This is a genomic window from Flexivirga oryzae, from assembly GCF_014190805.1.
In the GTDB taxonomy this organism is placed as follows: domain Bacteria; phylum Actinomycetota; class Actinomycetes; order Actinomycetales; family Dermatophilaceae; genus Flexivirga; species Flexivirga oryzae.
Genome location: NZ_JACHVQ010000001.1, coordinates 1 through 25525, shown reverse-complemented (window position 1 = coordinate 25525; position 25525 = coordinate 1). Strand labels below are relative to the sequence as shown.

Annotated in this window: 20 protein-coding genes and 1 tRNA gene; 7 read left to right on the top strand and 14 right to left on the bottom strand. The window is 68.8% G+C overall.

The features are described 5' to 3' along the window. Positions 1-13: 13 nt before the first annotated feature. A complete protein-coding gene (locus FHU39_RS24545; RefSeq protein ID WP_221185071.1) occupies positions 14-496 on the bottom strand; it encodes an SRPBCC family protein in 483 nt (160 codons plus the stop codon). A 173-nt stretch (positions 497-669) separates the two neighbouring features. Next, positions 670-2070, bottom strand: a complete 1401-nt coding sequence (locus FHU39_RS00100; protein ID WP_343065667.1) for a cysteine desulfurase-like protein — start codon at positions 2068-2070, stop codon at positions 670-672. Between the two features lie 144 nt (positions 2071-2214). Here FHU39_RS00100 and FHU39_RS00095 point away from each other — a divergent pair, with 144 nt between their 5' ends. Beyond that, on the top strand, positions 2215-3042 hold the full coding sequence (locus tag FHU39_RS00095) for a sulfurtransferase (protein WP_183317851.1): 828 nt from the start codon (positions 2215-2217) through the stop codon (positions 3040-3042). Between the two features lie 2 nt (positions 3043-3044). Continuing rightward, positions 3045-3344, top strand: coding sequence for a DUF1416 domain-containing protein (locus FHU39_RS00090; protein WP_183317849.1), 300 nt, complete (start codon positions 3045-3047; stop codon positions 3342-3344). Between the two features lie 22 nt (positions 3345-3366). On the opposite strand, the gene FHU39_RS00085 is transcribed toward FHU39_RS00090, so the two are convergent. Then, entirely contained in the window at positions 3367-5892 is a 2526-nt protein-coding gene (locus FHU39_RS00085) for a polynucleotide kinase-phosphatase (protein ID WP_183317847.1), read from the bottom strand. Next, positions 5885-7297 carry a 3' terminal RNA ribose 2'-O-methyltransferase Hen1 gene (locus FHU39_RS00080; protein WP_183317845.1) on the bottom strand — a complete coding sequence of 471 codons (1413 nt, stop codon included), beginning with the start codon at positions 7295-7297 and terminating at the stop codon, positions 5885-5887. The genes FHU39_RS00085 and FHU39_RS00080 overlap by 8 nt, the downstream gene beginning before the upstream one ends. Before the next feature lie 67 nt (positions 7298-7364). Here FHU39_RS00080 and FHU39_RS00075 point away from each other — a divergent pair, with 67 nt between their 5' ends. Together FHU39_RS00075 and FHU39_RS00070 are read left to right on the top strand one after the other, a co-directional pair. After that, on the top strand, positions 7365-8153 hold the full coding sequence (locus FHU39_RS00075; RefSeq protein WP_183317843.1) for a nucleotidyltransferase domain-containing protein: 789 nt from the start codon (positions 7365-7367) through the stop codon (positions 8151-8153). Positions 8154-8283: 130 nt separating this feature from the next. After that, positions 8284-8706 (top strand): MOSC domain-containing protein, encoded by a 423-nt coding sequence (locus tag FHU39_RS00070; RefSeq protein WP_425484744.1) that lies wholly within the window; start codon positions 8284-8286, stop codon positions 8704-8706. Here the strand turns inward: FHU39_RS00070 and FHU39_RS24865 are convergent, their stop codons facing one another. The 6 genes from FHU39_RS24865 to FHU39_RS00040 all read right to left on the bottom strand — a co-directional run bounded on the left by FHU39_RS24865 (position 8707) and on the right by FHU39_RS00040 (position 19015). Next, positions 8707-9855 carry a Wadjet anti-phage system protein JetD domain-containing protein gene (locus tag FHU39_RS24865; RefSeq protein ID WP_183317841.1) on the bottom strand — a complete coding sequence of 383 codons (1149 nt, stop codon included), beginning with the start codon at positions 9853-9855 and terminating at the stop codon, positions 8707-8709. Next, positions 9852-13250 (bottom strand): ATP-binding protein, encoded by a 3399-nt coding sequence (locus FHU39_RS00060; RefSeq protein WP_183317839.1) that lies wholly within the window; start codon positions 13248-13250, stop codon positions 9852-9854. The genes FHU39_RS24865 and FHU39_RS00060 overlap by 4 nt, the downstream gene beginning before the upstream one ends. Further along, positions 13243-13821: a DUF4194 domain-containing protein gene (locus tag FHU39_RS00055; protein WP_183317837.1), complete on the bottom strand. Its 579-nt coding sequence runs from the start codon at positions 13819-13821 to the stop codon at positions 13243-13245. The genes FHU39_RS00060 and FHU39_RS00055 overlap by 8 nt, the downstream gene beginning before the upstream one ends. After that, entirely contained in the window at positions 13818-15260 is a 1443-nt protein-coding gene (locus tag FHU39_RS00050; RefSeq protein ID WP_183317835.1) for a DUF3375 family protein, read from the bottom strand. The genes FHU39_RS00055 and FHU39_RS00050 overlap by 4 nt, the downstream gene beginning before the upstream one ends. A 158-nt stretch (positions 15261-15418) precedes the next feature. Next, positions 15419-15492: transfer RNA gene (locus FHU39_RS00045), tRNA-Met, on the bottom strand. A gap of 490 nt (positions 15493-15982) precedes the next feature. Further along, positions 15983-19015 (bottom strand): UPF0182 family membrane protein, encoded by a 3033-nt coding sequence (locus FHU39_RS00040; protein ID WP_343065666.1) that lies wholly within the window; start codon positions 19013-19015, stop codon positions 15983-15985. A 113-nt stretch (positions 19016-19128) separates the two neighbouring features. Between FHU39_RS00040 and FHU39_RS00035 the strand changes: the two genes are divergently transcribed. Continuing rightward, on the top strand, positions 19129-19671 hold the full coding sequence (locus tag FHU39_RS00035; protein ID WP_183317833.1) for a PPA1309 family protein: 543 nt from the start codon (positions 19129-19131) through the stop codon (positions 19669-19671). Positions 19672-19721: 50 nt separating this feature from the next. Here FHU39_RS00035 and FHU39_RS00030 read toward each other — a convergent pair whose 3' ends face one another. Both FHU39_RS00030 and FHU39_RS00025 read right to left on the bottom strand, forming a co-directional pair. Beyond that, positions 19722-20873, bottom strand: coding sequence for a YlbL family protein (locus FHU39_RS00030; protein ID WP_183317831.1), 1152 nt, complete (start codon positions 20871-20873; stop codon positions 19722-19724). A gap of 5 nt (positions 20874-20878) precedes the next feature. Then, positions 20879-21307: a molybdenum cofactor biosynthesis protein MoaE gene (locus FHU39_RS00025; RefSeq protein WP_183317829.1), complete on the bottom strand. Its 429-nt coding sequence runs from the start codon at positions 21305-21307 to the stop codon at positions 20879-20881. Between the two features lie 141 nt (positions 21308-21448). Here FHU39_RS00025 and FHU39_RS00020 point away from each other — a divergent pair, with 141 nt between their 5' ends. Further along, complete coding sequence (locus tag FHU39_RS00020; protein ID WP_183317827.1) at positions 21449-22912, top strand: zinc-dependent metalloprotease; 1464 nt, start codon at positions 21449-21451, stop codon at positions 22910-22912. A gap of 20 nt (positions 22913-22932) precedes the next feature. Further along, positions 22933-23484 (top strand): NUDIX domain-containing protein, encoded by a 552-nt coding sequence (locus tag FHU39_RS23890; protein ID WP_183317824.1) that lies wholly within the window; start codon positions 22933-22935, stop codon positions 23482-23484. A 16-nt stretch (positions 23485-23500) separates the two neighbouring features. On the opposite strand, the gene FHU39_RS00010 is transcribed toward FHU39_RS23890, so the two are convergent. Next, positions 23501-24163: a response regulator gene (locus FHU39_RS00010; protein WP_183317822.1), complete on the bottom strand. Its 663-nt coding sequence runs from the start codon at positions 24161-24163 to the stop codon at positions 23501-23503. Continuing rightward, positions 24160-25525: sensor histidine kinase (locus tag FHU39_RS00005; RefSeq protein WP_183317820.1), on the bottom strand; the 1366-nt coding region annotated here is incomplete at its 5' end. The genes FHU39_RS00005 and FHU39_RS00010, both read right to left, overlap by 4 nt.

Sequence of the window (25525 nt, the reverse complement as noted above, 5' to 3'; positions counted from 1 at the left end):
GATCGCCCTGCAGTCAGTCGCCCGCCACCGCCGCGGCGCTGATGGCTGCCAACGTCTGCCGCATGCCGTCCCGCAGCGTCTCGGTGAACGTCTCCTGGCCACCCAGGTAGGCGTCGGTCAGCTCACGCGACAGGTCCGAGATGCCGTCGGGTGCCTCGCGTCGCTGGGTGAGCACGGTCGTGTCGCGATCGGTGCGCTCCAGGCGGAAGGACCAGATCGCCCAGTTCTCCTCGATCCGGAAGGCGAGCTCGTGCTCCGGCGCGAACCGGACCACGGTGCCGTGGGTCTTCCAGGCGAGTTCACCCTGCCGGTTGGCGTTCGTGAACCGCGCTCCTTGCCCGAGGCCGGCGGCTTCGTCCTTGAGCCGGGTCGACTCGACCTGCGGACTCCATTCGGGCATCCGACGCAGGTCCTGCACCAGACGCCAGACGACGTCGAGGGGCGCGTCGATCTCGACGCTCTCGACGAGGTCGGGCACCTCATTCTTGTCCGCCACACCTTTTCCGATCTCTCGTCCGACGAGCCGACGTGAATCATCCTGCCTCACCCGGCTCGGGCGCCCCGGCGTGGCGGTCGCGGAAGCCGCGCTGAGAGTGCACTTGTGGTCGGTGTGCGGCGTTGGGAACGGCGCGAACTGCACTCTCGGCGAGCGGGTGGCGAGCGCCCGGGTTACAGGTCGGCGCCGCGCAGGCAGTTGCCCAACGAGGTGATGAACCGGTCGATGTCGTCCTGCGTGCTGTATGGCGCCAGCCCGATCCGCAGGCCGCTGTCCACGCCGAGGCGGCGAGCCGGTTCGTAGGCGTAGAACGTGCCCGCCGGCGCGTCGATCCCGTCCGTCTCCAGGTAGTCCGACACCTGCTCCGCCGGGCGGTCGGCGAAGGTCATGAAGAGCGTCGGGGTCCGCCGCGCGGCGCGGGAGTGGACCGTCACTTGGGGCAGCAGCGCCAGGCCGTCCTCCACCCGCTTGCGCAGGGTGTCCTCGTGCTCCTCGAGCACACCCAGCGACGTCCGCAGCCGGTCGCGCCGGGCACCGGTGCCCGGCACCAGGTCGGCGAGGAAGTCGACCGCCGCGGTGACCCCGGCGAGCAATTCGTACGGGAGAGTGCCCAGTTCGAAGCGTTCGGGAGTCTCGTCGGTGGACGGCCGCAGCTTGTCGGGGGTGAGCTCGCGCAGCAGGTCGGCCCGGCCGGTCAGCACACCGCAGTGCGGTCCGAGGAACTTGTACGGCGAGCAGACGTAGAGGTCCGCCCCGAGCGCCGGCACGTCGACGAAGCTGTGCGCGGTGTGGTGCACGCCGTCGACGTAGACCAGTGCCGGGGTGCGGTGGGCCGCCCCCGCCACCGCGGCGATGTCCGGTTGGGTTCCGATGAGATTGGAGGCACCCGTGAGCGCGACCAGCCGGGTCCGGCCCGACAGCTGATCGGCGATGGTCGCGAGATCCAGTTCACCGGTCGCCGGGTCGAAGTCGGCCCACTTGACGTCCACACCGGACCGCTGCGCGGCGAGCAGCCACGGCCCGACGTTCGCGTCGTGGTCGAGTCGGCTGAGGATGATCTCGTCGCCGGACCGCCACCCCTGGGCGAGCGTGCGGGACATCGCGAAGGTCAGCGCGGTGGCACTGCGGCCGAACGCCACGGTGCCCGCGTCGACGCCGAGCAGGTCACCCATTGCGGCGCGGGCGCCTCGAACGAGGTCGTCGGCGTTGCGCTCGGCCTGGGTGCGCCGGCCCCGGTTGGACAGCGGCGCGGCGAGGGCGTCATACACCGCACGCGCGACGGGCTCGGGTGTCTGGGTGCCGCCGGGTGCGTCGAAGTGGGCGCGCCCGCTGCGTAACGAGGGGAACTGCTCGCGCACCGCCGTCACGTCATACCGCTGGGTCGCCGTCTGCTCCATGCCAAGCCTTTCGAAGATGCCGCGCGAGTGTGCCTCTGCAGGATCGCAGACAGGCTCGGCCAACTCCACCGGGACCTCGACAAGCTCGGCCACCTCGACAGGCTCGGCCACCTCGACAAGCTCGGCCAACTCCACCGGGACCTCGACAGGCTCGGCCACCTCGACAGGCTCGCCCACCTCGACAGGCTCGGCCACCTCGACCCTCTCGCCGATGCGGATCGTGCTCGCCCGTCCAATTTCCGGGCACCGACTGCGGCGGCGAATCGGGCGGGCCTATCGTAGAAACCCAACACAAACTTCTACTTAGGAGAGCATCAGGTTATGAGTCGCGCTGACGTCCTCGTCTCGGCAGAGTGGGCCGAGCAGAATCTCAACGCCCCAGGAGTCGTGTTCGTCGAGGTCGACGAGGACGTCTCGGCATACGACAAGGGGCACATCCCCGGCGCGGTCAAACTCGACTGGCGGCTGGACCTGCAGGACCCGGTCCGGCGCGACTTCGTGAACAAGGAGCAGTTCGAGAAGCTGCTGTCCTCGCGCGGCATCGCGGGCGACGACACGGTGATCCTCTACGGCGGCAACAACAACTGGTTCGCGGCGTACGCCTACTGGTACTTCAAGGTCTACGGCCACCGGTCCGTCAAGCTGCTCGACGGCGGGCGCAAGAAGTGGGAGCTGGACGGGCGGACCCTGGACGCCGAGACCGTCACCCGCGACGCCACCACCTACCAGGCCACCGAGCAGGACCGCTCGATCCGCGCGTTCCGCGACGACGTGGTCGCCGCCATCGGCGCCCAGAACCTGGTCGACGTCCGCTCCCCCGACGAGTTCTCCGGCAAGCTGTTCGCCCCCGCGCACCTGCCGCAGGAGCAGCCGTATGTCGCCGGCCACGTGCCCGGTGCGACCAACGTGCCGTGGAGCAAGGCCGCCAACGAGGACGGCACGTTCAAGTCCGACGCCGAGCTCCAGGAGCTGTACGGCGACCTGGACGACGCCAAGGACACCATCGCGTACTGCCGTATCGGCGAGCGTTCCAGCCACACGTGGTTCGTGCTGCGCGAGCTGCTCGGTCTGAAGAACGTGCGGAACTACGACGGCTCGTGGACCGAATACGGCTCGCTGGTGGGCGTGCCGGTCGAGCGGGAGGTCTGACCGTGCAGAGTTGTGCGGATGCCGGGTCCTCGCTGCCGGACGGTGCCGCCCTCCCGGGTCAGACCGTGCTGCAGGGTTCGGTGACCACCGACGGCGCACCGGTCTCGGGCGCGTACGTCCGGTTGCTCGACGCCGGCGACGAGTTCGTCGCCGAGGTGGTCACCCCGGACACCGGCGACTTCCGCTTCTTCGTCGCCCCGGGCGCCTGGACCCTGTCCGCGCTGCACCGCAGCGGCAAGGCCCGCACGACACTGCAGATCGATCAGCCGGGCACCGTCGACGCGGCGCTGTCACTCGCCTGACGCGGCACCGTCGACCCGTGGCTCACAGCCGCGGGTCGACGGGCTCCGACTCCAGAGCCAGCACGGCGAAGACCGACTGGTGAACCTTCCACAGCGGCTCGCGCTCGACGAATGCCTGCAACGCGTCGAGTCCGAGCCCGTGCTCGCGACGCGCCAGGTTGCGCTTCTTACCCAGGTGCCGTCCCCGCAGCACGTCGAGGGAGTCGGTGTAGTCGGGACCGTAGATGATGCGCAGGTATTCGCGCCCGCGCACCTTCAACCCCGGCTGGACGTTGCTGGCCGTGAGGTGCGCCGGCTTCACGACCATGCCCTCTCCACCGGCGGCGGTCAGGTCCAGCCACCACTGCGTGGCGGCGTCCCTCTCCTCGCGCGAGGAGAGGTCGACGAACCGGTGCCGGGTTGGCGTGATCAGCTCATCGCGGAGCCGGGACAGGTGGGCCAAGTGCCAGTCGTGCGGCTCGGCGAGCGCGAGTGCGCGGCCCTCGGCGGCCAGGATCTGGAACGGCGCCAGCGTGACGCCGTCCAGCCCGTCGGTCGGCCGGATGTATGCCGTGTAGGCGTCGCGGAACGCCCGCGCGTGCTCGAGACGCCGCTGCGAATCATCAATCAGCACAGTCACATCCAGCCCACGCTCGTGCGCTTTCCCGAGCACCGACAGCACGTCCGGCAGCGCACCGAGCGCCGCGGCGCCCACCGATGCGTACTGCTCCTTGATCAGCCCGAGCGCCTTGGCCGACCAGGGCAGCAGTTCGCAGTCGAGTGCCAGCCAGTCGGTGTCCAACTCCTCGAACAGCGGCCGGACCGCGTCCTGCAGCCGGTCCACGAGGCCGCTCGGCTCGTCGAAGAACGAGCGTCCGGTGCGCGTGTAGATCGCCCCCGACGTACCGTCATCGATGCCGAACCGCCGCTCGGCAGCGTCGGCGTCATGTGCGACCACTGCGATCGCGCGTGAGCCCATGTGCTTCTCCTCGCACACGACACGCGTGACACCCCAGGCGGCATACTCCTCGAACGCCTGCTCCGGGTGCTCCAGGTAGCCGTCGAGCGTCGAGGTCGCGACCGGTGACATGGTCGGCGGCAGGTAGATCAGCCAGCGCGGGTCGACGGCGAACCGGCTCATGACCTCCAGCGCGGCCGCGGCGTTCTCCTCGGGGATCTTCACCATGCCGGCGTGGATGCCTTCCAGCCACCGGGTTCCGGCGACATCCCCGATCCGCAGCACCGACGACTCGCGCTCGGAGCCCGGGGCGACGAGAGGGCGCGCCGGTTCGTACCACTGCTGTTCCGCCGGGGTCGACACGATCTCCCGTTCCGGATAGCGCAGTGCGGTGAGCGCACCGCCGAAGACCGCACCGGTGTCCAGGCAGATGGTGTTGTTGACCCATTCCGCGGTCGGCACCGGCGTGTGGCCGTAGACCACCATGGCCTTGCCGCGGTAGTCGGTCGCCCAGGGGTAGCGCACCGGCAGGCCGTATTCGTCGGTCTCGCCGGTGGTGTCGCCGTACAGCGCGAAGGCACGCACGCGCCCGGAGGACCGCCCGTGGTAGCTCTCCTTCAGGCCGGCGTGCGCGATCACCAGCTTGCCGCTGTCGAGCACGTAGTGACTGATCAGGCCGTCCATGAACTCCAGTGCGTCGGCTTGGAATTCATCGGGTTGCTGCGAGAGCTGCTCGAGCGACTCGGCGAGGCCGTGCGACACGGTGACCTTGGCGCGCCGCAGCGCTCGCACGAGTTTGGCTTCGTGGTTGCCGGAGACGCTGAGCGCGTTGCCGGACGCGGTCATACCCATGACGAGCCGCAGGACGCCCGGCGTGTCCGGGCCGCGGTCGACCAGGTCGCCGACGAACAACGCCTGGCGTCCTTCGGGGTGTATGGCGTCCACGGCGCGCCCGGCGTCGTCATACCGCAGTTGCCAGCCGAGTTCGCCCAGCAGGGTGCGCAATTCGGCGACGCACCCGTGAACGTCGCCGATGATGTCGAACGGTCCGTGCAGGTCGGTGCGGTCGTTCCAGGGCCGCTCCCGGACGATCTCGACCGCGTCGACCTCCTGCTGCCCGTGCAGCACGTGCACGCGTCGGAACCCTTCCTTCCGCAGCCGGCGCAGCGATCGTTTCAGGTCGCGGTGCTGCCGGGTCACGACGTGCTTGCCGAAGCTCCGGTCGGGTCGCATCTCGTTGCGCTGCACCGCGGTTGCTTCGGGTAGATCGAGCACGATCGCATCCACGAGCACGTCGTGGCTGCGCGCGAGCTTGACCAGCTCCGCGCGGGAGGACTGCTGCACGTTGGTCGCGTCGACGACGGTGAGCAGCCCGCGTCGCAGCCGGGTGCCCGCGATGTAGTGCAGCACGTCGAACGCGTCAGGGGTCGCCGCCTGGTCGTTCTCGTCGTCGGCGACCAGCCCGCGACAGAAGTCGCTGGAGAGCACCTCCGTGGGCCGAAAGTGCCGCGCCGCGAAGGTCGACTTGCCGCTGCCGGAGACACCGATCAGGACGATCATGCCCATCGCCGGGACGCTGAGCTGCCTTGCCTCAGTGGTGGATTCAGTCATCGGTGCCCTCCTCTCGGGTGAAGATCGCCATCTGCGTGGGGGTGCCGTGTGTTTCGTCGAGCTCGCCGATGCCACGCCGCTCGACCCGGTAACCGTGAGCACCGGCTACCCGGTCTGACCATTCGGTGAACTGCCCCCGATCCCATTCGAAACGGTGATCGGGGTGTCGAGCACCGGTGAGTCCTTCGTAGAGACAGTTGTATTCGCGGTTCGGCGTGGTGACGATGACCGTTCCGGGTGTGGCCGCTTCGAACACCACGTGTTCGAGCGCTCGCAACCGCGAGGGGTCGACGTGCTCGATCACCTCCATCAGCACCGCGGCGTCGAAGCCGGCGAACCGCGGATCCTCATAGGTGAGGGCACCCTGGAAGAGCTCGATCCGCTCGGCCTGGCGCTCGCTCAACCGGTCGAGGTGCAGTCGGCGAGCGGCATACTGCAGCGAGCGGGTCGAGACGTCACAGCCCGCGATGCGGGTGAAGGCGGACGTCTTGACCAGGCGCTGGAGGAACTGCCCGGGGCCGCAGCCGAGATCGATCACGGATCGCGCCCCCGCGTCCAGCAGGACCTGGTGGACGGCGTCGTGCCGCTGCCGGTTCAGCGGGACGCGCTTCTCCTCGGTCTGCTGGGCATCCTCGTCCGCGGTCGTCTCCACGGCGGCCTCGACGTCGTCACCCACCTCGGCGAGACGCGCGAGAGCGGTGCGAGTCAGCGCGCTGCTGCGACCCAGGTAGCGACGCGTGATCACTGCCGCGTCCGGGTGCGCGGCGAGCCACCCTTCCCCCGAGTGCAGCAGCTTGTCGATCTCGTCCGGGCCCTGCCAGTAGTGCTTGGACTCGTCCAGCACCGGTAGCAACACGTGCAGTTGGCTGAGCGCGTCGGCGAGCCGGACCACTCCGGTCAGGCGGAGCCGGAGGTACCGGGAGTCGCCCCAGTCGGGCAGTTGCGGGTCGAGCGCGATCGGCTCGGCATACACGCTCCACCCGAGCGGCTCGAAGACCCGTCGGGCGAAGTCGACTCCGCCCCGGCAGGGCAGCACGGGCAGGGCGATCTCGAGCGGGATCGCGCTGTCGGCAAGCTCCTGCCGCGACTTGCAGCGGCCGCTGCGCGCCGTGCTGAAGACGTCGGCCATCGCGACGCCGAGCAACGACGAGGCGGCATACGAACGGTCGTTGACGTATTGCGCGAGCGTGAAGTCCGGCGCGTTCTTCGCCCGTGACCGCGCCAGCCTGATCGGGTCGACCCGGAGCAATAGTGCTGCGGTGCAGCGACTTTCGGTGGCTTCGGGGTAGAAGACCGTTGCCGTGCCGAACGACTGCTGGAAGTCCTGGACCCGGTCAGGGTGTTTGTGCAGCAGGTATCCCAGGTCCGTCGCCGGTTCGTGGGTCGTCGTGATCGTCAGCAGCACCCGCCCAGTCTGCCTGACCAGGCAAATGAGTTTCGCCGGCGACACCGTGCCGGATACCGTGCGTCCTATGTCCGACCAGCCGAACGTCGAGTACGGCGACCGTGACGTGGCTCTCGGCGGTGAGATCCTGCGCTCGGTCGTCGGCAGTGGCGTGCACGGGATCGCGATCCCGGGCACCGACGACCATGACGAGATGGGTGTCTACATCGAGCCCGCGTCATACGTCCTCGGGGTCGAGAAGCGTCGCGCGGATTATGTATGGCGAACCCAGCCCGAAGGCGCACGCAGCGGTCCCGGTGACACCGACCTGGTGCTCTACTCGCTGCGCAAATACCTGAGGCTGGCGATCAAGGGCAACCCGACGGTGATGCTGCCGCTCTACGCTCCCGAAGCCGACCTGATCGTGGTGACACCGCTCGGCGAGGAGCTGCGGGGCTTGCGGTCGTCGTTCCTGTCCAAGCAGGCGGTCGAGCGGTTCCTGGGCTACATGCATTCCCAGCACGAGCGCATGCTCGGCCAGTCGAAACGCAATGTTCCCAATCGCCCTGAGCTGATTGCGAAGTACGGGTGGGACGTGAAGTACGGCAGCCACGCCCTCCGGCTCGCCCACCAGGGGCTGGAGATCGCGAGCACCGGATCGCTGACCCTGCCGATGCCGCAGGAACAACGCGAGCGGGTGCTTGCGGTGAAGCGTGGTGAGGTGCCGCGCGATGAGGTGTCCCAGGAGATCGGTCGCCTGGAGCTCGAGGTCCGGCGCCTGCTCGACGGCGGCCGCACGCCGCTGGCCGACGTCGCTGACTACCAGCGCATCTCGGACTGGGCCGTCGGTGCGCAACGCCGGCACTGGGGCTGGTAGCCGATGACGGACGCCGTGCCGGCACGGGTCGATTCGGTCCACCTCAGCAGGACGCACTCGTTCTCCAAGGCATCCGTGCCCGCCATACAGCTGATCGAAGGTATCGGTGTCGAGGGCGACGCACTCCGGTGTGACGGTGCAGCACCGGAGCCGCGTCGCCGCCGACCCCAGCCAGCCCAACCTGCGGCAGGTGCACCTCATCCACGCCGAACTGTTCGAGCTGCTGGCGTCCTTCGGTCATGCCGTCACAGCGGGTCAGCTCGGCGATAACGTGACCACCACGGGGATCGACCTGTTGTCCTTGCCGGTGGGCACCCGGCTGCGTCTCGGCAGTGCGGAGCTCTCGGTGACCGGGCTGCGCAACCCCTGCCAGCAGATCAACGACTTCCAGTCCGGTCTGCTCAAGCAGGTGCTGCGCAAGGACGCGTCGGGCGCCGTCGAGCGACTGGCCGGCGTCATGGCCGTCGTCACCCGGGGCGGCACGGTGCGTCCCGGTGACGTGATCGCGCAACAGCTGCCGCCGGAACCGCACTTCCCGCTGACCCGGGTGTAGTCACCGGAAGCTGATCCTCGACTGCGCCCACTCCCAGTCGATCCGCTCCTGCTCCAGACGGATCTTCTCGCCGAATGCATCGCTCACGAGGTCCGCGTAAAGGTCCTGCTCCGCCCCGGTCAGCCGGGTCAGCGCCGCACGGGTCGGCCGCTCTTCCCGCACCCACCGATCCCGGTGCGCCAACAACGTCTCACGATCCATCAGCACCGAGCGCGTCTGCGGCAGCCAGGCTCGCAGTTGGTTGAGTATGGCGAAACCGTGCGTGTCCAGATCGCCCCAGTAGGCCACGTCCACGCCGGACAGCCACGGGATCCTGCCCACGTTGTCAACGTCAAAACCTTTGCCCCACAACACGATCCCGTGATCGGGTACGTCGACGCTCAGGTAGGTGATTTCGTTCTCAATCACCAGCGCCCTCGCGGGCTGTATGTCGAGGTCAGCCATTTCCGTTGCACGGACAGCGAGTTCACTCAGCGAGCCGGGAAACCCGAGTCCGGTCGTCACCCGGACACGGACCAGCTCCGGTTTCCCGCGCAACCCCAGCCCGGCGCGGAATCCCGCGGCCGACGACGAAACGCCCAACATGGCGGCCAGGGCGCCACGGTGTCGCTCGGCGAACTTGGTATCGACGCCGGGGGCACTGATCTCGCGCAGATAGCGGCCCTGGTCGCGGTGCTGGTCGAGCCAGACGTACGCTGCGAGCAACGCGGGCCACTCGCCATACAACTCCAGCGCCCGGTGCGGGTGATCAAGCACCCAGGCGAGCACCGCCCGATGCCCCTGCACGAGGGACAGAATCTCGTCGAAACGTCCCACGCCGGCGGTGACTCCGAGCAGCGCCCAGGCCTGGTCGAGCGTGGAAACGACCGCGCGAGAAGGCAACTGGTTGCGGCCGATCTGCCGGCCACCGACCTGCTGCCACTGCAACTCGTAACGCGTGCCGCCCCGGCTGCCGGCCTCGAGCGCGGCGATCCACTCACGGACGGCGTTGAGGTCGTCGCCGATCTGGGACGGTCGTGGCCCGTGCAGTGGCAGGTCGATGGGCTCCGGGGACGCCGCAGAAGCGTGCGAGCGCAGCAACGATCCGTCGTCCCAGCGGCGGCGCACAGCCACCGCGATGTCGGCCGGCGTCGTCCAGCGCCGAGTCACCGCCGGCTGCCGTCGCGGCGGGAGCGATAGTCCTCGATCGTCATCGTTTGCAGGCGGGAGAAGGTGCCGGCCGGGTTGTCGACGAAGCCGATCGCCTTGACGTAAGGCTCGATGACGTGGACCTTCTGCAACGGTGTGACGATCAGCAGTTGCAGGCCCAACTTGGCGAACAGCTCCAGCGCATAGCGAGTCGACGCGTCCGACCCGCGGCCGAACGCCTCATCGATCACGACGAACCGGAAGTCCTTGGACCGCGAGACTCCCCACTCCAGGCCGAACTGATACGCAAGCGACGCCGCCAGGATGGTGTAGGCGAGCTTCTCCTTCTGCCCGCCGGATTTCCCGTCGGAATCGCTGTAGTGCTCCCACTCCTCGTGAGACTCGATGTCACGCTCCGACGCGGAGAAGACGAACCAGTTGCGCACGTCGGTCACCCGCCGCGTCCAGGCCTTGTCCGAGTCGGCGAAACCGTCGCGGCCCCGGAACCGTTCGATGATGCGCTGCACGTCCAGGAAGCGCTGCTCGGAGTACTGGTCGCCGTCGACCACCAGGCTGTCGTTGGTCAGGTTGCGCAGCTCGGACCGGAACTGCAGCACCTCCTGGTTGACCGTGGACTCCTTCTCCAGGCGGATGTAACGGCCCGGGTTGTAGGGCACGGCGCCCAGTGCTTCGTTGATGCGCTCGACGCGCTCGTCGATGGCAGCCGCCTGGCGGCCCAGCCAGTTGTTGAAGCCGGCCAGTTCCTGGATGGCGTTCTTGTTGAGCTGATCCTTGAATTCCTGCTCGAACCGCGGCAGGTCATCACTGGCGACGCGCTCCTGGAAGGCGACGAAGTCGGCGCGGGCCTCGACCGTCGCATCCATGTCGGCACGCAGATCGGGCCACCGGCGCAGCACCTCGCCCATCGCCTGGCCGAGGCTCTGGCCGAAGCCGCCGAGTTCCTTGCCCAGTCGCTCGATCCGCGCCGTCAGCCGATTGGTCAGGTCCGCCTGCACGGCGACGCAGTCCTCGGCCCGGTCCGGCAGTTTCGCGCCCAGCCGCTCCCGCAGCCCGTCGTATGACGCCCGCGCCGTCGACAGCTCATCGGCGGACCGGGATGCGACGAGGTTGTCGTCCCGCTGTTTGCCGCGCTCGGCCTGCTCGGCGGTCTTGCTCGTGGTGGCGAAAACGCCTGTCAGCTCATCGATCCGGGCATCGACCGACGCCGCGTCCTCGGCGTTGCAGTCTAGCGCCGTGGCGATCTCCGCGAGCCGCGACGAGCCGCTGGTGAGGCGTGCCCGCTCGGCGTCGTACTCGTCCGCTCGTGCGATCGCTTCGGCCACATCGAGTTGCTCCCAGCTGCGATAGGTCTCCAGCCGGGCGAGCGCATCCCTGCGGTCCTGGACGTCTTCACGGCTCGCCGCAACCTCCCGCGCCCGTGTCGCCGCGCTCTCGCGTTCGGTCTCCAGCTCCGCCAACTCCGAACGCAGCGCGGCGATCTTGCGCTCGTTGGCCCAGCCCAGCACCCACCGCCGCGGGTCGTCGACGCGGTGTCTGTCGTCCTTCTCGTGCCGGTCACCGGAGCGGACCTGCCCCTGCTCGGTGACCGCCCGGCGCTCGTTGCGGAACTCTTCCAGCGTCGCGGCGCACCGGTGATCCGCCCGCTTGGCCAATTCGCCCGCGAGGTATGCCGCAAACGGCCCCTCCTTGACCTCGAGGCAGTCCGCCAACACCAGCCCAGGACCGGAATCTCGTTGCAACGGAACCCTTCTGGTGGGCACGCGCTCATAGACCAACCGCGCACCGACGGTGCGGCCGCCGCGACCACGAACGCTCAACCGGTTGTCGTTCACCCAGTCCGCCACCGCGCCGTAGTGCTCCTGGGGCACCAACAGCGACAGCGCGAAACCCCGCAGGACCCGCTCCGCTGCGCCGCGCCATGGGGCGTGCTCCTCACGGACGTCGAGCAACTCGCCCGCATACGGCAGGTCATCGGTGGTCAGGCCGAGGTCGTGGCACAGCTGGGCACGCAACTCGACCTGCTCGGACGGCAGGTTGCTCGTGCGCTGCTCAAGGCTGTGCAGCTCCGCAGTGAGCAGCCCACCCCTGCGGTCGAGGTCCTTCTGCGCGGCAAACGCCTCCGCCGCCGCATTGTCCAGCTCACGTTTCTGCTCGGCGAGCAGCGGCCGCTCGGCGGCAACGCGCTCGGCGAGCCGATCGAAACCAGCGCGATCGTCGACAGCCTCCCAGCCGACGCCGGAGACGGCGCGGTCGAACAACTCGCGCGCCTCCTGTCGCTGGGCCGCTTGCGCGCGTGCCTCGCGGGTAAGGCGCTCCAACTCGCCGATCCGGTCGCCGCCGGCACGGGTACGCTCCTCGATCAGCGACTCGCGGTCGCCGGTCAGCCGTTCGCGCTCCTTGCGTGCGGTGCCGAGGTCTCGTTGCAGGCGCTCCAGCTCGGTGCCCAGCTGCGCGATCTCCGCGTCGAAGAGGGCGGACCGTGTCTCGGCGATGAAGAGTTCCACCGCGGAGCGGTCCTGCTCGGTGGCGTCCCGCTCGGTCAGCGCGGCGTCATACTTCGCGGCGGTGGCGACCACCGGCTCCAAGGCGTCGAGCTGCTCACGAGCGCGGCGGACGGCGTCATGCGCCTTGGTGAGGTTCTCGAAGTGTCCGATGATGTCGCGGACCCGAGCCGTGGCGTCGCTCGGCTCGAGCATGTGGTCGCGGACGAAGTCGTTGAGGTTGCCCACCGACTTCATCGAAACCGTCTGATGGAAGAGCTCCAACGCCTGCTCGGAGCGTATGCCGAGCAAGCGGCGCATCGAGGTGCCGTATTTCGGGAAGTCGTCGAAAACTTCCGCGCCGGCTCCCCGCAGCCGCTTGCGCAGATCACGCAGGTCGGAGCCGAAGTCGGCGAAATCGCTTGCCACTGAAAGCGTTTTGGTGGCTGTCACAAAGAAGCGGTAGGGCTGCCCGGTGCTCTCGCGTTGCTGGAAGACCTGGGCGAGCGTGACCGTCTCGTCATACCCCTCGTTGGCGAAGACACCCAACACGACGGAGTAGGTCTTGCTGTTGCTGCGCAGCCCGATCGCGCGTGAGCGGCCGGAGGACTCGGTGCGCTCGGACTTGTAGTGGCCCTCGACATACGACCGCAGCGTGCGCTCCCTGGCGTCGGCGCCGGCCGCCTTGTTGTAGACGATGCGGTGCGCCGGCATGAGCAGCGTGGTGAGGGCGTCCACGAGGGTGGACTTGCCCGAGCCGATGTCGCCGGTCAGCAGGGCGGTGTCGGACCCCGGCGTCAGCCGCCACACCGAACCGTCGAAGGTGCCCCAGTTGAAGACTTCGAGGTGCTGCAGGCGGTATCCGGCTCGGCCATCGCCGGCCACTTCGACGCTGGAGAACAACGCGTCAGTCATCGTTCGATGCCTGTCCGGCGTATTCGCGCAGTTTGCCGGCGAAGTCGTTCAGCGTCTCGGCGTCGACGTACGCCTTGAGGATGCGACGCACCTCCCACTGATCCCGCTCGCCGCGCAACTGGCGCAGGAACCCGAGGTCGGCGGCCTTCTTGATCGTCGTCTCCGCGCTGTCGACGAGCCGGGCGTCGTTGGACGACTCGGCCTGGAAGACGCGCAACATCTCGACGATCTGCTCGGTGCTGAGCACCAACCTGCCCTCACCGCCCATGGTTTCGAATTCCACGAGTCTCTTGCGCAGCAGCACGAGCAGCAGGCTCACCGGGTAGGTCAGCGACCGGCGGCGGACCAGCCGGGGAAGCGCCTCTTCGCCCTCGATCTCGGGCCTGGACCGTAGGAAGGCGTATCCCTCGTCCTCGTCCACCACCACGTCGACGCCGATAGCCGCGAAGTGGTCACGGACTCCTGCTCCGGCTCGCTCCAGCGTCAGCCAGGTGTTTTCGTCGCTCTCCCGGTAGACGACACCTTGCATCAGCCGGATCACCGCACTGGCTTTCGCGTGGGTATCACTCATCGTCGTCTCACCGTGACCTTGGGCAGCCGTGCCCGCTTGGTGGTGTTCGGGTCCGCCGGGTCCGGATAGTCCAGCACGGTTTCGTCCGAGTCGTCCATCTCGACGGTCACCTCGCCGTCATCGAGCGCGAGGTAGCCGACGATCTCCGCCGCGCCCTGCTCAAGGGGATAGAAGGTCACGACATCGGACAGGAGCGCAGCCGAGTGCTCGGGGAGTATGGCGCGCACGTGGTCGAGCAGGCGCGCGGGATCCACGAACGTCTCGGTGAACAACGCGTCGTCGTCGACGTCGTCGGTGGTGGGCGCGATGAGGCTCTCGACCTCCGCGCTGGCCGGTGGCCGATAGAGCGGTCGCTCGAAGGGCAGGGTGATCGCCATCCCCGGCTCGTCCATCTCCAGCCCCAGTGTCGGCGGGTGGTCGCGCACCTCGATCGCCGACGCTTCAACCTCCCGCACCAGGTCCAGGACCCGGCGGTTCTCCAGCCACACCTGGTCGTCCAGGAAGCGACGCAACTGCTCGGAGATCTGCCGCACCGTGCGCTGAGCACGCTCAGCAGCCTCCGACCAGTCGTGGTGGATGTGCCGGGTGCGCGGGTCGACGTCGACGACGTCCAACGCGGACACCCGGCCGAGCAGCTCGGTCAGCTCGTCCTGGCGCTGCTGGGAGAGCAGGAAGTCGTAGAACGCCTGGAAGCTGTGCCCCTGGTCCGAATGCGTGATCTGCGAACGACTTCCGACCAGGTCGGACAGCAACTCACCCTTGGCGCCGTCCCAGGTCGCGATCTTCTCGCGAGCCGCACGATCGAGCCGGCGGAAGTTGTCCTCGACCTCCCGGAAGTCGGACAGCAGCTCCCGTGCGGTGATGCTGAACTGCTGATAGCGGTCGCGAACGCTGGACGGAGTCAGGACAGCGAAACGGCCCTCCTCGACCGCGGCGATCTCCTGGTCGAGCTCGTCGCGGCGGCGATGCAGGTCGACCAGCCGGCTCTCCGGGTCGTCGTCGGTGCCCTGCACGATCTGTCGCAGCAGCTCGACCGCCGTGTGCAGTCTCGACTCGGTGGCGACGAACGGCCGGACCTGCAGCGACTCGACGAAGGAGTACGCCTTCTCGAAGGCCGGGGTCACTTCGTAGTGGACCTCGTCGTCACCCGGCGGATAGAACCGGCGCAGGTAGCCGGCGTCGGTGGCCGACCAGTCCTCCAGGTAGGCGCGCGGTTCCTTGGGGAATCTGAGCTCGCCGTCCGCGGTGTCAATCGTGACGTTCAATGCGTAGAGGTGATCGTCAAGGGCGGCTGCCATCTCACTGGCCGAGCAGGCACCGCGATTGCCCTCGACGAAGAAGTCGCCGAGAAAGGAAAGGATCAGGCTCGCGTTGCCGGCGCGCAGCAACCGCCACGCCTGGTGGCGCTCGCGCAGCGACTCGATCGACTCGTGATCCACCCGGCGATTGTAAGGACCACCGACGACAACCGCGGAGGTGTCTTGCGAGCGCCTTGGCCGCGAGCGGCAGATTCGTCCTGCTCACGTTGCGACGGACATATGACGAAAGCGCCTCGGATCGATGAGATCCGAGGCGCTTTCCGCGACGCCTCGCGTAGTAGCGGGGGCAGGATTTGAACCTGCGACCTCCGGGTTATGAGCCCGGCGAGCTACCGAGCTGCTCCACCCCGCGTCGGTGAACACCACCTTACGCGACCGCCTCCGCAGTACCAAATCGACGCGTTCGATGCCCAAGCCCCGGTCGGGTATGGCGGTGCCGGCGTCAGCTGAGCTCGAGAATGTCCAGCACGTCGTCCGCCTGAAAGAGGTTGGCTCTCTTCAGTTTGCCGCCCGATGCATGAAGCACCCCGGCGTCGACGAGGCTGTTCACACGTATGCGCTGATATTTTCGTGACGCCCAGCTGCTCCTGCAGGAACCCAGCCGTTACGACCGCCTGCTGGATCAGGACGAAATCCAACATCATCAGGCCCACCACCCTGACGGTCGGATTCACGAGTGACGGCCGAATTCGACCGTCAATGGTGAATCGGACCGTCAGAGTCAGCCGTGAACAGTGATTCCGACCGTCAGGGTCGATTCGGCGTGCGGCGCTGCCCGGCAGGAGTATGCCGGGCGCGCGGTATACGCCGCGATCGGCATACCCGAAATGCCAGGAAAGCCCCTAGTTGCCGGTGGACGAGGGAGCCGGCGAGGAGCTGCTGGACGACTGCGGTGCGGTGCCGCCCTCGGCCTCAATGGCCCGCTTGATCGCCGCCTTGAGCTTCTTCTGGTCCTCGCCGTATGCCGCGAAGTCACCCTTCTTCAGGTCCTTCTCGCCCTGCGCGTACCACTGCTCCGCATCCGCGAGCGCCGACCGCAACTCCGGGTTCGCGGCCGGTTTGGTCGACTTCGACGAGGACGACGGGGAGCTGGACGGCGACGACGGCGTACTCGACGGGGGTGACGACTGACCCGAATCGCCCGCGGTGGCACCGGAATCGCCGCCGAACAGCGCATTCAGCGCGCCGTCGAGCGTGGTGTCCCAGGCGAGCTTGTCGCCGAATCCGACCACGACGGCCTTCAGCAGCGGGAACGAGGTGTTGCCCGCCGCGCGCACGTAGATCGGCTCGACATACAACAGACCACCACCGACCGGCAGGGTGAGCAGGTTGCCCTCCTCCACGGTCGAGCCGACCTGTTTGTTGTAGGTCAGGAACTGCGCGAGCGTCTGCTTGGTGGTGGGTGACACCGCCTGCGAGGAGTTGATGTCGTTCTGGAACTGCCCCGGGCCCTTGATGGTGACGTTGCGCGGCATCTCCAGGATGCGGAAGGTGCCGTAGTCGGCGCTCTTCTTGCCCGGCGTCGACCCCGCGTCGGCGTCGACGGTCATGAACGCCGAGAGGTTCTGCCGGTCACCGGTCGGGATGAACGTGGTGGTCAGCGAGAACTTCGGCGACGACTGGTCGGGCATCGCCAGCGACAGGTAGTAGGGCGGCTGCTGCTCCCCGGCCTTCGACGACGACGGGTCGGTCGGCACCTGCCACTGGTCGTTGCCCTGGAAGAACTGCCCCGGGTCGGTGACGTGGTACTTGGTGAGCAGCTCGCGCTGCACCTTGAACAGGTCCTCCGGGTAGCGCAGGTGCGACATCAGGCTGGACGAGATCTGCGACATCGGCTTGACGGTGCCGGGGAAGGCGCTCATCCACGCCTTCAGCAGCGGGTCCGTGTCGTCCCACGCGTAGAGCGTCACCTTGCCGGTGTAGGCGTCGACGGTCGCCTTCACCGAGTTGCGGATGTAGTTGACCCGGCCACCGGCGAGGCTGCGCAGGTTGTTCGACTGGGTGGTCAGCGAGTCGGAGGTCGCGCTGCCCAGCGACTCCAGTTGCGAGTTCGGGTAGTGCGAGGTGGTGGTGTAGCCGTCCACCACCCATTGCACGTGGCCGTCCTCGACGACCGGGTAGGGGTCGCCGTCGACGGTCAGCCACGGGGCGACCTTCTTGACCCGGTCCACCGGGTTGCGGGTGTCCAGGATCCGCGAGTCGGAGTTGATCGAGCCGGAGAAGAGGAAGTTGAGGTCGTGATACTTCACGGCATACGCGAGCTTGCGGTTGAACGAGCCGACCGCGACGCCGCCGCCCCCGGTGTAGGTCGTGCGCTGCTCACCGCCGGACGAGGTGTTGGGGTAGTCCAGCTCCCGCTTCTGCCCGTCCTTGGGGCCTCCGACGATGGAGAAGCGTGGTGAGGACTCCCCGAAGTAGATGCGCGGCTGGAACTTGCCGAGTTTGCCGACCGGCGGGATGTCGGACTCCATGAAGACCGGCTGACCGTCCTCGGTGCGTTCGTTGCCGTAGGCCGCCACGACCCCGAAACCGTGCGTGTAGACCGTGTGGTCGTTGACCCAGTTCCGCTGGGACGTGGGCACACCGGACAGGTCGAGCTCGCGCACACCGACGACCACGTCGTCGGTCTTGCCACCGACCTCGTAGCGGTCGACGTCGAGGGTGTTGCCGAACTGGTAGTAGTTGCGCTGCCCCTGCAGCTGCCGGAAGGTCGGGGACACGATCGACGGGTCGACCAGCCGGATGCCCGGGATCGTCTCCGCGTCCTGCGTCAGCTGCCCGGCCGTGGTCGCCTTGGTCGGCGTGTAGGACCTGACCTTCACCTTGTCGAGGCCGTAGGCCGTCTTGGTCGCCGTCAGGTTGCGGGTGATGTATGGCGACTGCAGCGCCTGCTCGTTCGGACGGACCTTGAAGCGCTGCACCAGTGCCGGGTAGATCGCGCCGAGCACGATGGCGCACACGACCAGCAGTGCGAGGCCGACGACCGGCAGCCGCCAGGTCCGGGTCCAGATCGTCGCGACGAACAGCGCGGCGCAGATGACCGCCGCGCCGGCCAGCATCGCCTTGGCCGGCAGGACGGCGTTCTGCGCGGTGTAGTCGATGCCGGTGAACAGCGAGTTGTCACTGGTCGTCAGGTCGTAGCGGCCCAGCCAGTAGGCGGCGCCGCGCACCAGCACCAGGATCGCGAGCAGCACGGACAGGTGCACACGGGCGGCGCTGGTGGTGTGGACTCCCCTGTCGCGCAAGGAGATCCCGCCATACAGGTAGTGCATCACCACTGCCGCGATGAGCGAGAGGATCAGTGCCATCGTGAGGAAGCCGACGATGACCTGCAGCCAGGGCAGGGTGAAGACGTAGAAGCCGATGTCCTTGTGGAACTCCGGGTCCTTGGTGCCGAAACTCTGCCGGTGCAACCACAGCAGCACGGTCTTCCACTGCCCGATCGCGGCGGACCCGGCGAACAGCCCGAACACGATCGGCACCACCCAGAACGCCGCCCGGCGGAAGGGTTCGATGGCTTCTCGGTAGCGGTCCATGGCGTCCAGGTCGCCGGTCGACGGCGCGTAGATCGGCCGCTGCCGGAACGCGATCCACATGCTGAACCAGATCAGCCCGCCGACGATGAGCGCGCCACCGAGGAACATCAGCGCCTTGGTGAGGTACTCGGTCCGGAACACCGAGGAGAAGCCCAGGCTGTCGAACCACAGCTTGTTGGTCCACACGTTGGCCCAGACCTGCACCAGCACGGCCAGCACGATGATCGCGCCCGCAACCATCAGCGTCCGACGCGCACCCGTCGGCCCGAAGCGCCGCACAGCGCCCGCGTGCTCCGGGTTGCGCCCGTCGCCGCCGGTCGGCTCGTCCGAAGAAGTCACGTCGGCCTCGAAGTTGGGTGTGAGCAATGGGTCAGGTGGGGACACGGTAACCCGCGGGGCTATGTGGCGACCCGAGCAGTCTGGGTTTCACCGGCGTGCGGCAGCATGGGTGTATGCCGTCCGAGGACCCGATTCCCGTCGCCAAGCCCGTGCTCAGCCCGCTCGCGGAGTGCGCGATCGACACCGAGCGGCACGTCGCCGCTGCCGGCTGGGACCAGGCTCCGCGGCTGTTCGCGATCGCCCGGAACGAGGATCTGCTGCAGCGGGAGCCGGGCCTCGCGGGTCAGTTGCGCGGCGCGGACCCGTCGGCATACAGCACCATCGAGCAGGAGGGGCTGCCGCAGACCTCCAACATCGAGAGCCTGCTGCGGCAACTCGCGTGGCCGCCGGAGGTCGACGGTGTCGCGCTGGCCATCGAGCGGATCGTCGTGCCGCCGGAGGCGGAGCAGGGCCTGCCCGACAACCCCACCGAGGCGACCGACGTGCTGGCCGCACACCCCGACCGGGCCGACGTCCGTCTGCTGGTCGCCGTGCTGCGCGACGGCGACTCGATCTGCCTGTTACGCCAGCGCGCCCACGACGCCGACGACAAGGTCGCCGTCGGCAAGGACATCGCGCCGGGCCTGGTGCACGCGCTGCGGGTCACCCTCGAGTAACCCCGCTCTGCTCCTTCGATACATCATGGGGACCCGTGCGGATCCGGAGCTCAGCCACACCCCACGAAGCCGGTGGTCTTGCCGCCGCGGATCTGCTTCAGCGCCTTCAGGGCGTCCTGCAGGGTGTTGATCCTGATGACCGTCAGCCCGCTCGGCACGTGACCCTTGGCCTCCTGGCAGTCGCTGCCCGGGGCGAAGAAGAACTGCGCGTCGGCGCGTTTCGCCGCGATCAGCTTCTGCCGGATGCCGCCGATCGGGCCGACCGAGCCGTCCTCGCTGATGGTGCCGGTGCCGGCCACCTTCTTGCCCCCGGTCAGCGCCCCCGGCGTGAGCATGTCGTACATCGCGAGGGTGAACATCGTGCCCGCCGACGGGCCACCCACCGCACCGACGTTGACCTTCACGTCGTACGGGAACTTGTATGACGGGGAGATCGCGATCCCGAAGACGGCGCCGCCGTCCTCGCCCTTGCCCGTCGGGACCCGCAGCCGGACCTGCTTGCCGGCGCGCTTGACCACGACCGGCACGGTCGCGCCCGGCGTGACCTTCGACATCGTCGTCGAGACCGACTTCAGGTCGGTGACCTTGCTGCCGTTGAGCGACACCAGCACATCCTTGGGCTTGAGTTCGCCCGCGGCGGCCGCGCCCTGCTGCAACTGCACGACCGTGATCGACTCGGGGACGGTGATGCCCGCCGCGCGCATCGCGACCACCTCGGCGGTCTCCTGCGAGTTGGTCATCTCGGAGGTGCTCTGCTGCTCCACCTGCTTGGAGGTGATGCCCTTGGGGAACCACATGCTCTCGGGGTCGATCTCGGCGTCGTTGTCGATGTACTTCGCCTTCAGCCACTCCATCACGCTGACCGGGTACTGCGGCCCACCCGCCATCGAGATGGTGACGAAGTCCAGGTTCCCCGAGGTCGGGTAGGTCTTGACGCCCTTGATCTCGACGACCGGTTTCCCGTCGGTCTCGCCCAGGGTGTTGGTCACCGGCCCGGGCCGCAGGATCACCTTCGGCACGTGGATCAGGTTGAGCGCGGCGACCGCGACCACCAGGACGAGCGCCGTGATCAGCAGGGCGATGTTGGAGCGGCTGAGGCTGCGTGGGGCCTCCCGTTTCTTCGCGCCAACGCTCCCCGAGGACTCGGAACCCCCGCCGGTCGCCCCGTCCAACCTGCCCCGCTCGTTCGTACCTGCCGCCATATCTCCTACAGCCCGACCCATTCGTCGCTTCCGTCACTGAACGCCTGGTGCTTCCAGATCGGCACCCGGTGCTTGAGAGTGTCGATCATCTCCCTGCAAACTGTGAGTGCGGCTCCCCGGTGCGGAGCACTCACCGCAACCACCACGGCCAGGTCCCCCACGTGCAGTCGGCCCACGCGGTGCACCGCCGCCAGCGCGGTGATCTCGTCGGTGACCACCGACTCCGCAACCTCACGCATCACGTCCACTGCCGACGGGTGTGCCGAGTAGTCAAGCAGATCAACAGCTTTCGCGTGATCCTGCTGCCGGACGGTCCCGACGAAGAGCGCCATGCCGCCGGCTGCCGGATCGGTGACGGCGGCCAGCGCCTCGTCGACCGACAGCGGTGTGTCGCGCAGGTCGACCAGGCGTACGCGAGGGTCCGGCTGCGTCATACATTCTCCCGATTGCGCTAAGGGCGAACACGGGCGCCGTCGCGGAACGACGGGGCCGAGTTCGTGGTTGTCTAGTGGACAGCCTATTCACGGTAGGCAGGCGCGCGCCGACCGCGTGTCCCATCCGGGCCAGGAGAAGAGATGTCGAACAACCCACCCGAGCGCCCTGACGACGACGACGCACAGCAGCCGGACCTGTCCGAGTTGCTGCGATCCATCCTCGGCGGCGACTCCGGCAACGATCAGCTGGCGAGCGCGCTGGAACAGATGGGCGTGCAGGACATGAACCCGCAGATGATGCAGATGCTGCAGAGTCAGCTGCAGGCGATGATGTCCGGGCCGGTGGACGGCGCCGTCAACCTGGAGCTCGCGACCGACGTCGCCCGCAAGACCGTCTCCGCCGCCGGTGACGCCAGCGTGGGCGCCGCGGCGACCCGCGACGTCGAACAGGTCGTGCAGGTGGCCAACCTGTGGCTGGACGAAGTCACCGACTTCCCGGCGATCGGCCCGGCGAAGGCGCTCAGCCGCGCCGAGTGGGTCGACCAGACGATGCCCATGTGGCGGCAGCTGGTCGAGCCGGTCGCGGCCGGGGTCAACGGCGCCATCGAGAAGGCCATGGGAGAACAGTTGCGCCGCCTCGACCCGGGCGATGCGGAGCAGCTCGGGCTGCCCGCCGGCATCAACCCGGCCGCGCTGATGGGTCAGATGCAGCCGATGATGGCGCGGATGAGTGCCGGCATGTTCGGCGCGCAGGTCGGCCAGGCGGTCGGCGCCCTGGCCGGCGACCTGGTCAGCGGCAGTGAGGTCGGCCTCCCCCTCACCGACGGCGTGGCGATGCTGCCGGCCAACGTGTCGGAGTTCGCCGACGGACTCGAGGTCGACGCGGGCGAGGTCAACCTCTACCTGGCGGTGCGCGAGGCCGCCCGGGCCCGGCTGTTCGCTGCGGTGCCCTGGCTCGGCCCGGCGCTGATCGCAGCCGTGCAGTCGTATGCCGGGGACATCTCAATCGACACCGACGGCATCGAACGTGCCGTCGCCGACGCCGACCCGAGCGACCCCGCCGCGATGCAGGAGGCGTTGCAGGGCTCGCTGTTCAGCGCCGAGCCGTCCGAGGCGCAGCAGCGGGCGCTCGCCCACCTGGAGACGCTGCTCGCACTCGTCGAGGGCTGGGTGGACGTCGTCACGAACGAGGCGGCGGGCAAGCATCTGCCGCACACCACGCAGCTGTCCGAGGCGGTCCGGCGCCGCCGCGCGACCGGTGGTCCTGCCGAGCGGGTCTTCGCCTCCCTCGTCGGGCTGGAGCTGCGCCCCCGCCGGTTGCGTGACGCCGCGCAGGTGTTCACCCAGCTGGAGGACGCTCTCGGCCAGCAGTCGCGGGACGACGCGTGGAAGCACCCGGACTTCGCGCCGACAGCGGACGACCTGGACGACCCGCAGGGTTACGTGCGCCGCCGCCAGTCCCCCGACACCGAGTCCGCCGCGCCGGACGAGGTCGACGCAGCCCTGGAGGCGTTGCTCGCCCAGGGCACCGCGGAGCTGGACGCCGAGCGGGAGGGCAAGGACACGAAGGACGACGGCTCCGGCGGCGCCCAGGGCGACGAGTGACGCCCGACGGCCTGCCGATCGTGACGGACGAGAGCCGAAAAGCACTGCGGGACAACGCCTTCGAGGTGCTTCGCGCGGCTGCTCCCAGCCCCACCCGGGATGCTTTCGTGGATCACCTCGCGGCATACGACGACGCGCTCTGGCGCGACGGCCCGCCCGAGCACTTCACCGCCGGCGCGGTCGTCTTCTCCCACGACCTGACGCGGGTGCTGCTGGTGCTGCACAAGAAGGCCCGGCTGTGGCTGCAGCCCGGCGGGCACTTCGAGCCGGGCGACCGGACCGTCGCGGGCGCCGCCGTGCGTGAGGCGACCGAGGAGTCCGGCATCGACGGGCTGCGCGCGGTGCCCGGTGCGCTCTTCCTGCACCGGCACGACCTGACCGCGGCCTTCGGCCGGTGCACCGCGCACTGGGACCTGCGGATCGCCGCCGTGGCCCCCGAGGGCGCACGCATCGCGGTCTCGGACGAGTCCGACGACGTGCGCTGGTGGCCCGCACACGCGCTGCCGGAGCCGACCGACCCGGACCTGGCCGACTGCATCGGTTTCCTTCGGGGCCAACTGGTTTCGGCCTGACCGGCCGGCGCATCGGTCACCGCTCGCGTCCCAGACCCGCCTCTCGCGCCCGCACGATCGCGGCCGAGCGATCCGACACCTGCAGTTTGGTGAGAATGGCCGACAGGTGGTTGCGGACGGTCTTGTCGCTGAGCCCGAGCGTGGCCGCGATCGCCGAGTTGCGGCGACCTGCCGCGAGCAGGTCCAGAACCTCGCGTTCGCGCGTGGTCAGCTCGGGGAAGGCCCCTTGCGCGAAGCGGCTCGTGGACTCCAGGTAGAAGCCCACGATGCGGCGCGCGACCGACGGGCCGAAGGCCGTGCCACCCGCAGCAACGGTCCGGATCGTGGCGATCAGTTCGTCCGCGTCGGCGCCCTTGAGCAGATACCCCCTGGCGCCGGCACGCATCGCGCCGAAGACGCTTTCGTCGTCGTCGTGCATCGTCAGCACCAGCACCGGCAGGTCCGGGTTCGTCATACCCAGTTCGCGGGTGACGGCGATGCCGTCCAGGTCCGGCATCCGCAGGTCGGTGACGACGACGTCCGGCCCGGTCCGTTCGACCAGAGCGAGCAACTCCCGCCCGCTCTGCGCCTCGCCGACCAGCTCGACCCGCGGCTCGGAGGCCAGCACCGCCGCCACTCCGTAGCGGTACATCGGGTGGTCGTCCGCCAGGACCACCCGGACGGGCGCGTCGGCGCTCACCGCGGCTCCTGCAGCGGCAGCTCCGCCCGCACGCAGGTGCCGTGCGGCGACCGGTCGCCCAGGGTGAGGGTGCCGCCGACCGACTCGGCCCGCTCACGCATCGATCCCCTGCCGACACCCGGCGTCGACCCGTCCAGCCCGACGCCGTCGTCGGACACCTCCAGCACCAGCGACCGCTCGTCGCAACGCAACGACACGTGCGCCGTGGTGGCGCCGGAGTGCCGCACCACGTTGGTGATCGCCTCCGTGGCGATCCGGTGCGCCGCCACCTCGACCGGGAGGGTGACGGGCGGCAGCGCGTCCACGGCGACGGTCACGTGCACCACGCCCAGCGCGTTGACGGCCGACGCATGTGCCGCCAATGCCTCCGGCAGACGACCGTGCTCCAGCCCGGCAGGGCCGAGATCGTCTATCAGGCAACGAATCTCACGGACGAGCTGCTTGATCTCACCGTGCACCACTGCCAGGATCTCGCGGGTGTCTTCGAGCCGGTCGGTGCGCAACGCGGCCTCGATGCCGAGCGCGGCCCCCGACAGGGACGGGCCGACGCCGTCGTGCAGGTCCGCCCTCAACCTGCTGCGCTCGGCCGCCCGCACCTCGATCACCCGCGCCCGTGACTCCTCCACGTCCCGGGCGAGCCGGGTGGCGTGGACCGCCACGGCGACCGACACCGCGAGCACCTCGACCAGGGCACGTTCCGCGCGCGACGGCGGGTCGGTGGGTGTCCGCCAGCAGACCCGCAGCGTGCCGACCCGGTCGGTGTCCCGGCTCAGGGCGATCTCCTGCGCCGCATGCTGCTGCGGTCGACCGGCGGTCGCCAGCACCTGACCGTCCGCACCCACCACCTCGACGTAGGGCGAGCGCAGCGAGTGGGCCACCGCGGCGACCACCGCGTCCAGGTCGGGTCCGAGCGCGCCCTCCATGCCCGGGCCGAGCCGGCCGAGGGCGCGTGCCGGGTCGGTGCGGTCGCCATACACGAACCGGCCGATCCAGCGGGAGAGGCCGATGTATGCCGGGCGCGCGAGCAGCGCCACCACGGCGGCCGCGAAGAACGTCGGCACCGCGGTGGAGGACGACACGATGCCGGCGGCAGCGACCGCCGCGAAATAGGCACCGGCGGCGAGACCGATGAGCGCGCCGTACAGCAGCCCGCTGCGCAGGATCAGCTTCACGTCGAACAACTCGTACCGCACGATCCCGACCAGCAGCGTCACCGTCGTCAGCAGGGTGACGACGAAGAGGACGACCGGCGGCCCGACCAGGATCGCGACGATGATCGGCAGCACGGAAACCAGCAGCCAGGCCAGCTGTTCGCGCTCGGGGGACGCCGCCCTGGCGAGCCGGCGGATGGTCCAGCGATGG

Excerpts from the sequence above, each read along its gene's own strand:
- FHU39_RS00060 (WP_183317839.1), bottom strand. The coding sequence starts at position 13,250 with ATGACTGACGCGTTGTTCTCCAGCGTCGAAGTGGCCGGCGATGGCCGA.
- FHU39_RS00035 (WP_183317833.1), top strand. The coding sequence starts at position 19,129 with ATGCCGTCCGAGGACCCGATTCCCGTCGCCAAGCCCGTGCTCAGCCCG.
- FHU39_RS00030 (WP_183317831.1), bottom strand. The coding sequence starts at position 20,873 with ATGGCGGCAGGTACGAACGAGCGGGGCAGGTTGGACGGGGCGACCGGC.
- FHU39_RS00025 (WP_183317829.1), bottom strand. The coding sequence starts at position 21,307 with ATGACGCAGCCGGACCCTCGCGTACGCCTGGTCGACCTGCGCGACACA.
- FHU39_RS00075 (WP_183317843.1), top strand. The coding sequence starts at position 7,365 with ATGTCCGACCAGCCGAACGTCGAGTACGGCGACCGTGACGTGGCTCTC.
- FHU39_RS00020 (WP_183317827.1), top strand. The coding sequence starts at position 21,449 with ATGTCGAACAACCCACCCGAGCGCCCTGACGACGACGACGCACAGCAG.
- FHU39_RS00095 (WP_183317851.1), top strand. The coding sequence starts at position 2,215 with ATGAGTCGCGCTGACGTCCTCGTCTCGGCAGAGTGGGCCGAGCAGAAT.
- FHU39_RS00085 (WP_183317847.1), bottom strand. The coding sequence starts at position 5,892 with ATGACTGAATCCACCACTGAGGCAAGGCAGCTCAGCGTCCCGGCGATG.
- FHU39_RS00055 (WP_183317837.1), bottom strand. The coding sequence starts at position 13,821 with ATGAGTGATACCCACGCGAAAGCCAGTGCGGTGATCCGGCTGATGCAA.